Source organism: Paenibacillus selenitireducens (assembly GCF_002021565.1).
GTDB lineage: Bacteria > Bacillota > Bacilli > Paenibacillales > Paenibacillaceae > Paenibacillus_K > Paenibacillus_K selenitireducens.
On the sequence record NZ_MSZX01000005.1, the window covers coordinates 142,947 to 156,108 of the forward strand.

The 13,162-nt window shown below is 47.7% G+C and carries 11 protein-coding genes and 1 pseudogene; 11 read left to right on the forward strand and 1 reads right to left on the reverse strand.

Translation table 11 applies throughout. From position 1 onward, the window contains the following. Nucleotides 1-298 precede the first annotated feature (298 nt). Entirely contained in the window at nucleotides 299-1,570 is a 1,272-nt protein-coding gene (locus tag BVG16_RS13915) for a nucleotidyltransferase (protein WP_078499280.1), read from the reverse strand. Nucleotides 1,571-1,679: 109 nt separating this feature from the next. Between BVG16_RS13915 and BVG16_RS13920 the strand changes: the two genes are divergently transcribed. The 11 genes and pseudogenes from BVG16_RS13920 (at nucleotide 1,680) to smc (ending at nucleotide 13,154) form a co-directional block, all read left to right on the forward strand. Next, complete coding sequence (locus BVG16_RS13920; protein ID WP_078499281.1) at nucleotides 1,680-2,192, forward strand: YceD family protein; 513 nt, start codon at nucleotides 1,680-1,682, stop codon at nucleotides 2,190-2,192. 63 nt (nucleotides 2,193-2,255) lie between these two features. After that, nucleotides 2,256-2,429, forward strand: a complete 174-nt coding sequence (gene rpmF, locus BVG16_RS13925; protein WP_026263995.1) for a 50S ribosomal protein L32 — start codon at nucleotides 2,256-2,258, stop codon at nucleotides 2,427-2,429. 142 nt (nucleotides 2,430-2,571) lie between these two features. Continuing rightward, nucleotides 2,572-3,175, forward strand: a pseudogene (fapR, locus tag BVG16_RS13930) (transcription factor FapR); the annotation flags it as partial. Then, nucleotides 3,162-4,148: a phosphate acyltransferase PlsX gene (gene plsX / locus BVG16_RS13935; RefSeq protein WP_078499282.1), complete on the forward strand. Its 987-nt coding sequence runs from the start codon at nucleotides 3,162-3,164 to the stop codon at nucleotides 4,146-4,148. The pseudogene fapR and the gene plsX, both read left to right, overlap by 14 nt. 10 nt (nucleotides 4,149-4,158) lie before the next feature. Next, nucleotides 4,159-5,145, forward strand: coding sequence for a beta-ketoacyl-ACP synthase III (locus BVG16_RS13940; RefSeq protein ID WP_078499283.1), 987 nt, complete (start codon nucleotides 4,159-4,161; stop codon nucleotides 5,143-5,145). Between the two features lie 79 nt (nucleotides 5,146-5,224). Further along, a complete protein-coding gene (gene fabD / locus BVG16_RS13945; protein ID WP_078499284.1) occupies nucleotides 5,225-6,154 on the forward strand; it encodes an ACP S-malonyltransferase in 930 nt (309 codons plus the stop codon). Between the two features lie 65 nt (nucleotides 6,155-6,219). Beyond that, the gene (gene fabG, locus BVG16_RS13950) at nucleotides 6,220-6,969 is read left to right on the forward strand and encodes a 3-oxoacyl-ACP reductase FabG (protein WP_078499285.1); all 750 of its coding nucleotides are present in this window, start codon (nucleotides 6,220-6,222) and stop codon (nucleotides 6,967-6,969) included. 105 nt (nucleotides 6,970-7,074) lie between these two features. After that, the gene (gene acpP, locus BVG16_RS13955; RefSeq protein ID WP_078499286.1) at nucleotides 7,075-7,308 is read left to right on the forward strand and encodes an acyl carrier protein; all 234 of its coding nucleotides are present in this window, start codon (nucleotides 7,075-7,077) and stop codon (nucleotides 7,306-7,308) included. A 118-nt stretch (nucleotides 7,309-7,426) separates the two neighbouring features. Next, nucleotides 7,427-8,665 (forward strand): beta-ketoacyl-ACP synthase II, encoded by a 1,239-nt coding sequence (gene fabF, locus BVG16_RS13960; protein WP_078499287.1) that lies wholly within the window; start codon nucleotides 7,427-7,429, stop codon nucleotides 8,663-8,665. A 12-nt stretch (nucleotides 8,666-8,677) separates the two neighbouring features. Continuing rightward, nucleotides 8,678-9,376 (forward strand): ribonuclease III, encoded by a 699-nt coding sequence (rnc, locus tag BVG16_RS13965; protein ID WP_078499288.1) that lies wholly within the window; start codon nucleotides 8,678-8,680, stop codon nucleotides 9,374-9,376. 208 nt (nucleotides 9,377-9,584) lie between these two features. Then, nucleotides 9,585-13,154, forward strand: coding sequence for a chromosome segregation protein SMC (gene smc / locus BVG16_RS13970; protein WP_078499289.1), 3,570 nt, complete (start codon nucleotides 9,585-9,587; stop codon nucleotides 13,152-13,154). Nucleotides 13,155-13,162 lie beyond the last annotated feature (8 nt).

Here is a 13,162-nt window from a genome sequence, read left to right on the forward strand (position 1 = left end):
ACGGTTAGCTACTTGGGGTTTATACACAGACTGCGAATTCTTGATGAATGATTAAGCTCGCGGACATGAGAGACCTTATTGTGTGCTATGCTCACAGATTAGCTGCGTTTGCGGACAGAGAGTCCCTTATTCCATGCTAATCATGAGTATATAGCTTATGTTTAGCATGATAAGGTCTCCTGAGTCCGTTCACCTTGCATTTTGGGTGCTTTTTGCACAATTAAGGCTCCTGAGTCCGTTCATTTTTCGCTCTGTATTGAGGCATCCGAAGATGAGCGACCGCGATTAGAAGTAGGTTTTAGATTAGATATCGAATCGGCGGTTCATAATAGTCTCGAAACAAGGCGCGTGCAGGATTCGCTTGATTGTGGTAAGCTGAAGCATAAATTGCTGTTGCACGTAAATCGAATCCAAAGTATGGATGTTCAGATACGGATGCATCAGGCGCGTTCGTAATCACGGGAAGTTTCGCTTTCTTCTTCATTTCTTTCAACAAGGCTTGTCCTCGGGTGGAGAAGCCGAGAACCCGGATATACGATACGCCATGCTGAAGCTTATCTGGTGTTAATTCAGCCTTGGGATGATTCAACAATAAATGAGTAAGCGTTCGCTGCAATTTAGTTCGCGTGTAACGTTTGGTTTTGAGCGTGTCGAGCAGGTCTCCCACCGTTAGGGCTGGAAGGGATGGCAAGGATTGCAGAATACGCTGCTCCAGTCCTTCGGTTACTTCGTGATGCGATGCAAGTGCGGCTGCATCTTGCTGGAGTAAGGTATGGAACAAGGGAGCGGCATAATTCTCCCAAGTGATCGGACCGCGCCCAGCTTCCCATTCCCGTTGCAGAATCTGCAAGGTGGAAGAGGGCACGAAAGGTGCGAGCGGCGCAAGGTCGCCGTTGTTCTCTGTAAGCAAGCGGCGCAGTGCCGTTGCGCTTGCGATCTGCGCATCTGTGATGCGCTGCTCGTGGTAGCCGGCGACATGCCTGGCTACCGTCAAGGGCACGATATCGCTCTGCAGGCGCAGCAGCGCGATGAGATAGTGCAGCCCCAACGAATTGTTGGGCTGCTTGAGCAAGGCGGCGAGCGCTTCCGCATCGCCGCCAAGGGACGCCGCCTGGGCGGCGTATTGCCCGGCCGCTGCCGCGAACGCGGCCGGGTAGCTCGCGCCGCGGCGGAGCTCGGCGCGCACGGCGTCGCCGAGCCCGGCGGGCTCGCGGTGCAGCAGCTGCGCGAGCTGCTGCAAGAGCGACAGCTCGCCATGCTCGCTGCCGAAGCACAGCGCGTCTACGACGCCTGTTGCGTCCAGCAGGCTTACTGCGCCGTAGGCGAACCATTCGGCGGGTTGCACTGCATACGCCGTCGGGAGCTCGATGACCATATCGACGCCCATGGCAAGCGCCATTTCGGCACGTGCCCATTTGTCGACAATCGCGGGTTCACCTCTCTGCAGAAAATGTCCGCTCATGACAGCGACGACAGCATCAGCCTCGGATTTGATTTTCGATTGCTGGAAATGATAGAGATGACCGTTATGTAACGGGTTATATTCAACAACGATTCCAACGGTTTTCACCGATTTTCATCCTTTCGGGTCTTAGTTAAAGATGTTAGACTTACTATAACATGTTGACAAAACCCTAGTAAAATCGATATAATAATTTTTGTTTGTTTGGAGTGATGTTATGTACTTAAATTTTCGTGAACTCATGTCAAAAGATACGGCAGTAAACTTCCATCAATCCATCAATTTGAACCGAATCATCGAAGGACGACAAGATATTACATATATCAGTCCGGTGAAGGTTGACTTAGAAGCACGTCCTGTGTTGGGCGGAGTCATTGATGTACAAGGAGAGTTAACCGCAGAGTTGAAGATGCAATGTTCGCGTTGCCTCACTCCGGTAACGAAAAACTACGTCATTCCGTTCCATGAACGGTTCAAACTAGCGGAATCTCCTGAGGAGATGAACGAAGACGAAGATATTACGGTCGTCACGGAAGAGAAGATTAATCTCGAGTCGTATGTGGAAGAGGAAATGTACATGAGCCTTCCATATGCTCCGTTATGTATTGAGGATTGCAAGGGATTATGTCCGACCTGCGGAATCAACCGGAACGAACAGCCTTGCGGTTGTTCCAACGAGAAGATTGATCCGCGGCTTGCCGCGCTAAAGGATTTCTTCAAGCAAGATTAATCTGATTGGCGCGTAACAGTAACGTTAGAACAGAATGTAATTTTGGTAAGGAGGTGGGAACACATGGCAGTACCTCAAAGAAGAACGTCCAAAACACGTCGTGACAAACGTCGTACTCACTTTAAATTGGCGGTACCTGGAATGGTAAAATGTGAACAATGCGGAGAGTTAAAACTAGCTCACCACGTTTGCAAAGTTTGCGGAACTTACAAAGCAAGAGAAATCATCAAGCAATAACAACGCATAAGTAGTACTTCATCGAAAGATGAGGTGCTATTTTTTTTGCCCAAAAGCTTTCTTTTTCGGTTCGAATTCACTATACTATTACCTAGTACCTGGTTCTAAAAAAGGGAACTAGTATGAAAGGCGGTATAAACCTATCGAACGTTTACCTAAGAGACAGCGGCAGCAGTTGCTCGTGAAGATCATTGAAGAGAATCCGTTCGTGACGGATCAAGAGCTGACTCGCCAGCTGAAAGTAAGCATACAGACGATTCGATTGGATCGCATGGAACTCGCCATTCCGGAACTGCGCGAACGTCTGAAGATGATGGCAGAACGCTCCTATGACCAAGTTCGCTCTTTGCCTTTACATGAGGTGATAGGGGATATCGTAGATTTGCAGCTCGATCGCAGCGGCATATCCATCTTTGAAATTAAACCTGAGCATGTGTTCTCCCGAACGATGATTGCTCGCGGACATCATATATTTGCACAAGCGAATTCATTAGCAGTTGCGGTGATAAATGAAGAGATTGCCTTAACGGCCTCGGCAGATATACGTTTTATCCGTTCCGTTCATTTAGGTGAGAAATGTATTGCGAAGGCTTATGTGCGTTCCATTTCTGGACAGAAGGGAAAGGCTAAGGTTGAAGTCTTCTCTTACGTAGGAGAGGAAATGGTATTCCAAGGCAACTTTATTATATATCGAACCACGCATGAAGCGAACATCGAGGGAGGGAACGAATCATGAAGATCGCCATAGATGCAATGGGTGGGGATCATGCTCCGGCTTCGAACGTGGAAGGTGCAATCATCGCGGCGCAAACATGGAGTGATATTGACATCATTCTCGTTGGTGATGCGGCTCAGATTGAACCGCTAGTGACGGTGAAATTGGGTAACTTACATATTCATCATTGTACGGAGGTTATTGGTCCGGAAGATGAGCCTGTGAAGGCCGTTCGACGGAAGAAGGATGCATCCATGGTCGTTGCAGGGCGCTTGGTCCGTGAGGGACAAGCTGACGCCATGATCTCTGCAGGAAATACAGGAGCATTAATGACGACTGGATTATTAATCGTCGGCCGTATGGAAGGGATTGAACGGCCTGCTCTGGCGCCTATGCTTCCTACGATGGATGAAGTAGGGGTGTTGGCCCTTGACTTAGGCGCGAACATGGATGCGAAACCTGAGCATTTGGTACAATATGCGATAATGGCAAGTGTCTATCGCTCGAAGGTACATGGCATGAACAATCCGCGTGTGGGTCTGTTGAATGTCGGTACGGAAGCGATGAAAGGGAATGAGTTAACGAAAGCAACGTATCCGCTCTTGGAGGAAGCTCCAATCAAGTTCGTCGGGAATGTGGAATCCCGTGATGTGTTGGAGCGGAACTGTGACGTCCTTGTATGTGACGGTTTTGTTGGGAACATCTTACTGAAGACGCTGGAGGGGACAGCGGGATCGTTATTGTCTGTCTTGAAGCGAGAATTTACGAAGAATGTGTTCACGAAATTAGCAGCGGCCATCATGATGCCAGGCTTGAAAGGTCTGAAGAAAACGATGGATTACAAAGAGCACGGCGGTGCCCCTTTGTTAGGTCTGAACGGTCTTGTGATCAAAGCGCATGGTTCTTCCGATGCAAATGCCGTGAAGAATGCCGTGCGTCAGGCGAGAGTAGCGATTCAGAATCAATTGATCCAGACGATCTCAGCGGAAATTAGCAGGAAGTGAGTGTTGTAGAATGAATTTGCGTCCAGTTGGAATTTTGGGAACCGGCAAGTATGTGCCAGAACGCATCCTGACGAATGCGGATCTGGAGAAAATGGTGGAGACGAACGATGAGTGGATCGTGACGCGCACCGGGATGAAAGAACGCCGGATTGCGGCGGAAGATCAAGCAACATCGGATTTGGCTTATCATGCAGCGCTTGCTGCGATGGAGAAAGCGGGCGTAACGGCAGACGAGATTGATCTCATCATCGTATCGACAGTCACGCCAGACACGATGTTCCCATCGACAGCATGTATTCTTCAAGATAAACTTGGCGCGAAAAAAGCAGCGGCGTTCGATTTGTCCGCGGCTTGCTCGGGATTTATTTACGGTCTGGCAACAGCGAATAATTTCATTACGACAGGCATGTATCAGAAAGCGCTAGTGATCGGAGCAGAATGCTTGTCTCGCATCACGGATTACACTGATCGCAATACCTGTGTATTATTCGGCGACGGAGCTGGAGCGGTCGTCCTTGGGGTTGTGCCTGAAGGCCGCGGATTTAAATCCTTTGAGCTGGGTGCCGATGGATCCGGCGGTGAGTTGTTGACATTAAGCGGCGGCGGATCGCGCTTGCCGGCTACGGTCGAGACCATCGAAGGCAAGAAGCATTACATTCATATGGCTGGCGGCGAAGTATTTAAATTCGCGGTTCGCACGATGGGGAACGCAGCAGAAGAGGCGCTGGCCAAAGCGGATATGACCAAAGAAGATATCGATCTTCTCATTCCGCACCAAGCGAATATTCGGATTATTCAAGCATCCATCAACCGTTTGAATTTACCGGAAGAGAAATGCATGATTAATTTGCCAAAATATGCGAATACTTCCGCAGCTTCGATTCCGTTAGCTTTAGCGGAAGCGGACGAAGAAGGACGCTTGCAAGAAGGAGACTGTGTTGTTCTTGTTGGATTTGGCGGCGGTTTAACATGGGGTGCTTCGGTCATTGTATGGTAATTAGGTAGAGGCTATTTATTTCTTAATTCATATAGCATGACGAGTAGAATGGGGCACGACTGGAAAGGAGCTTTTAATTTTGTCGAAGATCGCATTTGTATTCCCCGGTCAAGGGGCGCAAGCCGTTGGCATGGGGAAAGACGCTTATGATACAGTGGAGGCTGCTCGCAGCATCTACGATCGTGCAGATGAAGTATTAGGTTTTTCGCTTACAGATATAATTTTTAACGGTCCGGATACCGATTTGAAGAAAACCGTTAACACGCAACCAGCCTTGTTAACAACGAGCGTGGCATACTATGAAGCCCTTAAGTCTAAAGGGATCACACCCGACTATGTTGCAGGACATAGCTTAGGTGAATATAGTGCGCTCGTTGTAGCTGGTGTATTGTCCTTTGATGATGCTGTAGCTATCGTGCGTGCTCGCGGTCAATACATGGAAGAAGCTGTTCCAAATGGCCAAGGCGCTATGGCTGCTGTACTCGGCGCTGATCGTGAGGCATTGTCGAATTTGTGTGCACAAGTAACAACGGACACAGGTGTCGTAGAACTAGCTAACGTCAATTGCCCAGGACAAATTGTTGTCTCTGGCAGCAAAGAAGGCGTGGAGGGTGTTGTTGCTCGCGGCAAAGAAATTGGCGCGAAGCGTGTCATTCCTTTGGAAGTGAGCGGTCCGTTCCATTCTTCGCTCATGAAATCCGCTTCCGAGAAATTGGGAGATGCATTACATTCGGTAGCGATGAATAACGCATCCGTGCCGGTCATCGCGAATGTGACGGCGCAGCCCGTTATAGAGGCTGAGCAAATTCGCCAGTTGCTGGTTGAGCAGGTGTATTCCCCTGTTCTGTGGGAAGACAGCGTGCGCTTTTTGATGGAACAAGGTGTAGATACATTCATTGAAATCGGATCGGGATCTGTTCTTGCAGGACTCATTAAGAAGATCGATAAGAATGTACGCATTGTATCCGTGAATAGCCTTGCCGCCTTGGAAGGGGAACTCTTCTCCTAATCTGACGAAGCTTTCGTCTAAGGTTGCCTAGAGTTGTACATGATGTAGAGGAGGAGAGATGATCGATGTCGAATACATTAGATGGAAAAGTTGCAGTAGTTACAGGTGCGTCACGCGGTATTGGCCGTTCGATTGCGCTTGAATTGGCTCATAACGGCGCAGATGTCGTTGTGAACTATGCAGGGAGTCAGGCTGCTGCTGCAGAAGTCGTGGAAGCTATTACGGCGCTTGGTCGCAAGGCTGTCGCTGTCCAAGCAAATGTCGGCAAAACCGAAGAAGCGGACGCATTGATCAAGCAAGTACTCGATCAATTTGGCCGTGTAGATATCTTGGTGAATAATGCCGGCATTACAAGAGATAATTTAATTATGCGCATGAAGGAAGAAGAATTCGATGCGGTCATTGAGACGAATTTGAAAGGCGTGTTTAATTGCGTTAAAGCAGTCACACGTCCGATGATGAAACAACGCTCAGGCCGAATCATTAACATTTCTTCCGTTGTAGGCGTGTTGGGTAATCCCGGTCAGGCGAACTATGTTGCGGCAAAAGCAGGTGTTATTGGATTAACGAAAGCTTCCGCACGTGAACTTGCTTCTCGTGGTATTACAGTGAACTGTGTTGCTCCTGGATTTATCGAGACAGATATGACCGATAGGCTGCCAGAAGAATTGCGTACACAGATGTTAGGTCAAATCCCGCTCGCTCGTCTGGGGCAGCCGGAAGAGATCGCAAAAGCGGTCCGCTTCTTAGCTTCAGATGACGCAGCTTATATGACAGGCCAAACCCTCCATGTGGACGGTGGCATGTACATGTAGTATATTGGTACCGTTGGGATTTTTAGGTACCAGGGAATTTTACTGCTCTATTGTATGGTAATTTAGTTAAGATTCTCGTATAATACCAAAGAGGAGGTGAACCGGATGTCCGAAGTAATTGATCGCGTAAAACGTATCGTTATCGATCGTTTAGGCGTTGATGAGGCAGAAGTTACACTTGAAGCATCTTTCAAAGATGACCTTGGCGCTGATTCTCTCGATGTCGTTGAGTTAGTAATGGAATTGGAAGATGAGTTTGATATGGAAATCTCTGATGAAGATGCAGAGAAGATTACTACTGTTGGTGAAGTTGTGAAGTACATACAGTCGCATACTTAAACCTAACTTAGTCCCGTTATTACAACGGGACTTCTCCTCATTATCTGGATTACCACACTTGGTTTACATAGCTATTATTATAAATGCAGATTTGCAGTCTATATAGAGGTGATTGTGTTTGAAGCAAAGAGTTGTTGTTACGGGAATGGGTGTTATGACATCCCTGGGTACAGATTTAAATACATTCTGGAATAACCTGATGGAAGGGAAGTCCGGAGTATCGCATGTAGAGGCATTTGATGTAAGCGAATACCCTACACAAATTGCAGCATCCATAAAGGATTTTAATCCTGAGGATTACATGGATAAGAAAGAAGCGCGCCGCATGGACCGTTTCGTACAGTTCGCGGTAGCAGCAAGCTTGAAGGCTGTAGAAAATGCGAAATTAAATATTCAAGAAGATACAGATCCTGAACGCGTAGGCGTGATGATTGGATCAGGGATTGGCGGTCTTGGAACTTGGGAAGACGAGCATAACAAGCTTCTTGAGAAAGGGCCAAAACGTGTGAGTCCATTCTTTATTCCGATGATGATCGCGAACATGGGCTCTGGACAAGTCTCCATGATTCTCGGTGCGAAGGGTCCGAACAGCACAACGGTTACAGCTTGTGCAACAGGAACACACTCCATTGGAGACTCGTATCGTCTGATTCAACGCGGAGACGCTGATGTGATGGTCTGCGGTGGAGCAGAAGCTACGATCCGTCCAACAGGGATGGCAGGATTTTGCGCAATGCGTGCCATGTCCACCCGCAATGACGAACCAGAGAAGGCAAGCCGCCCGTTTGATACGGGACGCGATGGATTCGTTATGGGTGAAGGTGCTGGGGTTCTTGTCCTGGAGTCTCTCGAACATGCGCAGAAGCGCGGCGCACATATTTATGGTGAGGTTATCGGTTACGGGATGAGCGGAGATGCGCATCACATGACAGAACCGGATCCAACTGGAGCAGCTCGTTGTATGATCAAAGCGATTCAAGATGCTGAGATTGCACCAGAAGACGTAGATTATATCAATGCACACGGAACATCTACACCTGTAGGTGATAAATCGGAAACAACCGCGATCAAAATCGCGCTAGGCGATCATGCTCATGAAGTAGCAGTCAGCTCGACGAAGTCGATGACAGGCCATTTACTTGGCGCTGCAGGCGGTGTTGAGGCGGTTATTTGCGGACTATCTTTAGAACATGGCGTTATTGCACCGACCATCAATTTGGACAATCAAGATCCAGAATGTGATCTCGATTACGTTCCAAATGTACCGCGTAAAGCGGACTTAAATATTGTGATGTCGAATTCATTCGGCTTTGGCGGTCATAACGCGACGATTGTCCTGAAGAAATACGAAGCGTAAGGAGCCAAACTTTTGAGTGCGGATTTGAAGCATTTACAACAAAGCTTAAATATTCAGTTCAAAAATCGACCATTATTAAAGCAGGCCTTCACGCATGCATCGTATGTCAATGAACATCGGTTCGGTCAGCATCAAGATAATGAACGGTTAGAGTTTCTAGGTGACGCCGTGCTTGAACTTACGGTGTCGGAATTTCTATTCCAAGCCTACCCTAACCGTCCAGAAGGTGAACTGACCAAGTTACGGGCAGCGATTGTGTGTGAACCTTCTCTCGTGAAATTTGCGGAATCCTTGCAATTCGGTCAATACGTATTGTTAGGTAAAGGCGAAGAATTAACGGGAGGACGGATGCGTCCTGCATTGCTTGCGGATGTATTCGAATCATTTGTTGGCGCATTGTATTTGGATCAAGGGTTGGAGGTTGTGCGAACATTTCTGAATACCTATGTATTCAGACAATTGTCCAATGATGGAAAGATGCAAATTAACGATTATAAGACCCGCCTTCAAGAATATACACAGCAGCATAACATGGGCGTCCTCGAGTATCGTATCGTGGAGGAACGCGGCCCAGCACATGAACGTGAATTTGTATCTGAAGTACATATGAGCGATGAATGTCTTGGACGTGGATCAGGGCGTTCGAAGAAAGAAGCGGAACAACAAGCAGCCGCACAGGCGCTTGAACGCTTAGCGAATCCCAAGTCATAGAACAATAAGATGGTGACCAAGAGCAAAAGAGCAGCGGGGCGGTAAACCTTCACGGGTGAAGACGTGCGCTCCTTTTGCTCTTCTTTGTGAAAAGGCTCGTACATGTAAGATTCAGTTGAATTCCTCCAAGAAGCGGTGCCGTCCTATGGACGAACAGCTTAACCGTTTCGACTTGTGTTACAATAGGTAATGAGGTGAATAATGAACGATGTTCTTGAAACGGATTGAGCTCGCTGGCTTTAAATCTTTTGCAGATAAAACCGAATTGGAATTTGTCCAGGGGATTACTGCAGTCGTCGGGCCGAACGGAAGCGGAAAGAGTAATATCTCGGACGGTATCCGTTGGGTGCTCGGGGAACAAAGTGCTAAAAGCTTGCGTGGCGGCAAGATGGAAGACATTATTTTTGCGGGCAGTGATGCGCGTAAAGCGGTGAATTTTGGTGAAGTATCGCTAACACTCGATAATACCGATCAGGCGCTCCCGCTTGATTTTAACGAAGTGACTGTGACACGCCGGGTCCATCGCAGCGGAGAAAGTGAATATTTAATTAATAAACAAGCCTGTCGTCTCAAAGATATTACAGAACTATTCATGGACACAGGGATTGGTAAAGAAGCTTACTCCATTATTGGACAGGGCCGAATTGAAGAAATATTAAGTACGCGTTCTGAGGATCGTCGGGGTATTTTTGAGGAAGCTTCAGGGATTGTCAAATATAAATCTCGTAAAAAAGAAGCGCAGCGCAAACTCGATGACACGGAGCAGAATTTACTGCGTATTCATGATTTAGTAAGTGAATTGGAAGATCAAATTGAACCTCTTCGTGAGCAATCCGAGAAGGCGGTTCTCTATAAAGAGCTTCGCAATCAGTTAAAGACCCAAGAAATCTCCATGTACGTGTATCAAATTGAACAAATTCACAGTTCATGGCAAGAAGCAAATGAGAAACTGGCGACGCTGAAAAAGGAAGAGCTGGAATTCTCGACGGTGGTTAGTCAACATGATGCTCATTTGGAGAAGCATCGGGTTGAAATGCGTAAGCTTGAAGAAGAATTAGATAAATTGCAGCATGCGTTGCTCCAGTATAGTGAAGAGTTCGAGAAATGCGAAGGCTTCGGCGAAGTGCTGAAGGAGCGCCATAAGAACTTAAAGCAAAATGAGCAGCAATTAACCCAGTCGCTCGAGATGCATGAACGTCGAATGCAGGATAAAGAAGCTGAGGAACAGAACTGCAAAGACAAGCTGCAAGAGATCGAAGCACAGCTTACAGATTTGAAGAATCGATTGTCCGCAGAAGAAACCCGGCTTGTGGGTGTTAGTGGTGGGACGAGTGTTCAGGCGGAAGAAAGCTTGAAAGGCGAACTTCTGGACGTCATGAATGAAATGGCGCAGCTTCGAAATGAGATTCGTTATATCGACCAACAGCGTGAGACGTTGGGACGACGGATGGAGCGAATCGAAGGTGAAGAGTCCAAGCTGACCGAACAGAAAAAAGTGTTCGATGCCAAAGCCAAAGCATTAACTTCGCAATTGGCTCAAGCGGCTGAAGCTGTGGAGTCACTGCGTAATCAATATATTACAGAAAGCGAACGTCTGCGCGAGGTCCAACGTTTACTGGAAGAAGCGCAGCTTACGGCTCGTAAATGGGAACAAAAGTTAGATTCGATTGTGTCGCGTCGCGATACGATGAAAGAGCTTCAGGATGATTTTGACGGCTTCATGCTCGGGGTTAAGGAAGTATTGAAGGCCTCTCGTAAAGGTGCACTGCAGGGTGTTCACGGAGCCATCGCTGAATTAATTACGGTTCCTGAGAAGTTAGAGACTGCGATGGAGACGGCTTTGGGTGCATCTATGCAGCATGTCGTCATGGAGAATGAAGCCCTTTCGCGGGAAGCCATCGGTTTTCTCAAACGTCGTCAATTGGGACGCGCAACCTTCTTACCACTGAGTGTTATACGTCCGCGTACGATATCGGATAGTGACCGTCGTCTATTAAACGGCGAAGAAGGTTTTGTCGGTATAGGTGTTGATCTGGTTCAATTTGATTCCAAATATAACGCTATTCTAGGCAGTCTCCTAGGCAATGTCGTGATCTCAGAGACGCTGGAGCAAGCCAATAAAATTGCTGCGAAGTGTCAATATCGGTTCCGCGTGGTGACCCTGGAAGGCGATGTTGTCAATGCCGGCGGTTCCATGACCGGGGGTAGTGTTCATAAAAAGAATACAAGTCTACTGGGCCGGAATCGGCAGATTGAACAGTTAGATGCGGAAATCAAACAGACGGAAGCTCAATTAGCGAAGCTGCATGGCGGCGTCAAAGACATGAAGCAAGAGAGTGCTTCCATTCAACAACGTCTGGAGAAGCTTCGTGAGAAGACGGAAGAGAAACGCATGGAAGAGCAGCAGTATGCAGCGGATATGAAGCAGCTTGAACATGAAGCTCGCCATGTCAGCGAACAACTGGCCGTGATTTTCCAAGAAAATGACGGTTACTCGAAGGAATCAGAGGACTTCGTAACCGGTCGTAAACGTTCAGAGGAGAAGCTTGCCACCTTCCAAGTCGAAGAAGCGCGCATTCAAGCAGCCATTCAAGCCGCAGAGTCTACACGCAAATCGAATGAATCGGCGAAGGAAGAGCTTCAATCGCAATTAACGGATCTGAAGGTTCAAGCCGGGAAATGGGATCAAGAGAAATTCTCTTTGCAAGAGCAGCTCAAGCGTGTCCGGGAAGAGAAATCAGGTTATATTCGTGATTTAACGACGAACCAACAAGCGCTTGCGCGAATTCAAGAGGATTTCACGGTGTATGAACGCGAAAGTGTGAAACAGCGGGAAGATTTGAACCATTATAAAATTCAAAAAGATAAGACATCTGAGCAAATTGATTTCAAACGTGCTGAGCGTGCGGAATGGGTCAAAAAGCTGGAGCTTGAGGAAAGTGAAACGAAGGAACAGCGAACCGCATTGAAGCGTGTTGAGGAACAACTTCGTCAGACGGAGATTCAAGTGAACCGATTAGATGTCGAGCTTGATAATATCTTGAAGAAGCTAAGCGAAGAGTATGAATTAAGCTTCGAGCTCGCGAAATTCCGGTATCCTGTACCAGAAGATATTCTGGGTACACAGAATGAAGTACGTGAGCTCAAACGTAAAATATCTGCGCTTGGCGATGTGAACTTAGGGGCAATTGAGGAATTCCAACGTGTGAACGAACGATTCGTATTCCTAAGTGAGCAGAAGGATGATCTCATCGAAGCGAAGACGACGTTGTATCAAGTCATTCGTGAAATGGATGAGGAGATGGCGAAGCGGTTTAAAGAGACGTTCGATGCCATCCGCCGTGAGTTTGTGATTGTCTTCTCGAAATTGTTCGGAGGCGGGCGCGCAGATCTTGTCATGATTGAGCCGGATCGCATCTTGGATACAGGGATCGATATTGTTGCTCAACCGCCGGGCAAAAAGCTGCAGAATTTGCAATTGCTGTCCGGTGGAGAACGGGCATTAACGGCCATGGCGCTGTTATTCGCGATTTTGCAAGTCAAGCCAGTACCGTTCTGCGTACTCGATGAAGTGGAAGCGGCGTTGGATGAAGCGAACGTAACCCGTTTTGCCCAGTATCTTCGAGAATTCTCGGAACAGACGCAATTTATCGTCGTTACCCACCGGAAGGGAACGATGGAAGAGGCCGATGTACTATATGGCGTCACGATGGAGGAAGGCGGCGTTTCGAAGCTTGTCTCGGTTAAATTAGAGGATGAGGAAGCCGAAATCGCCTAGATATATAT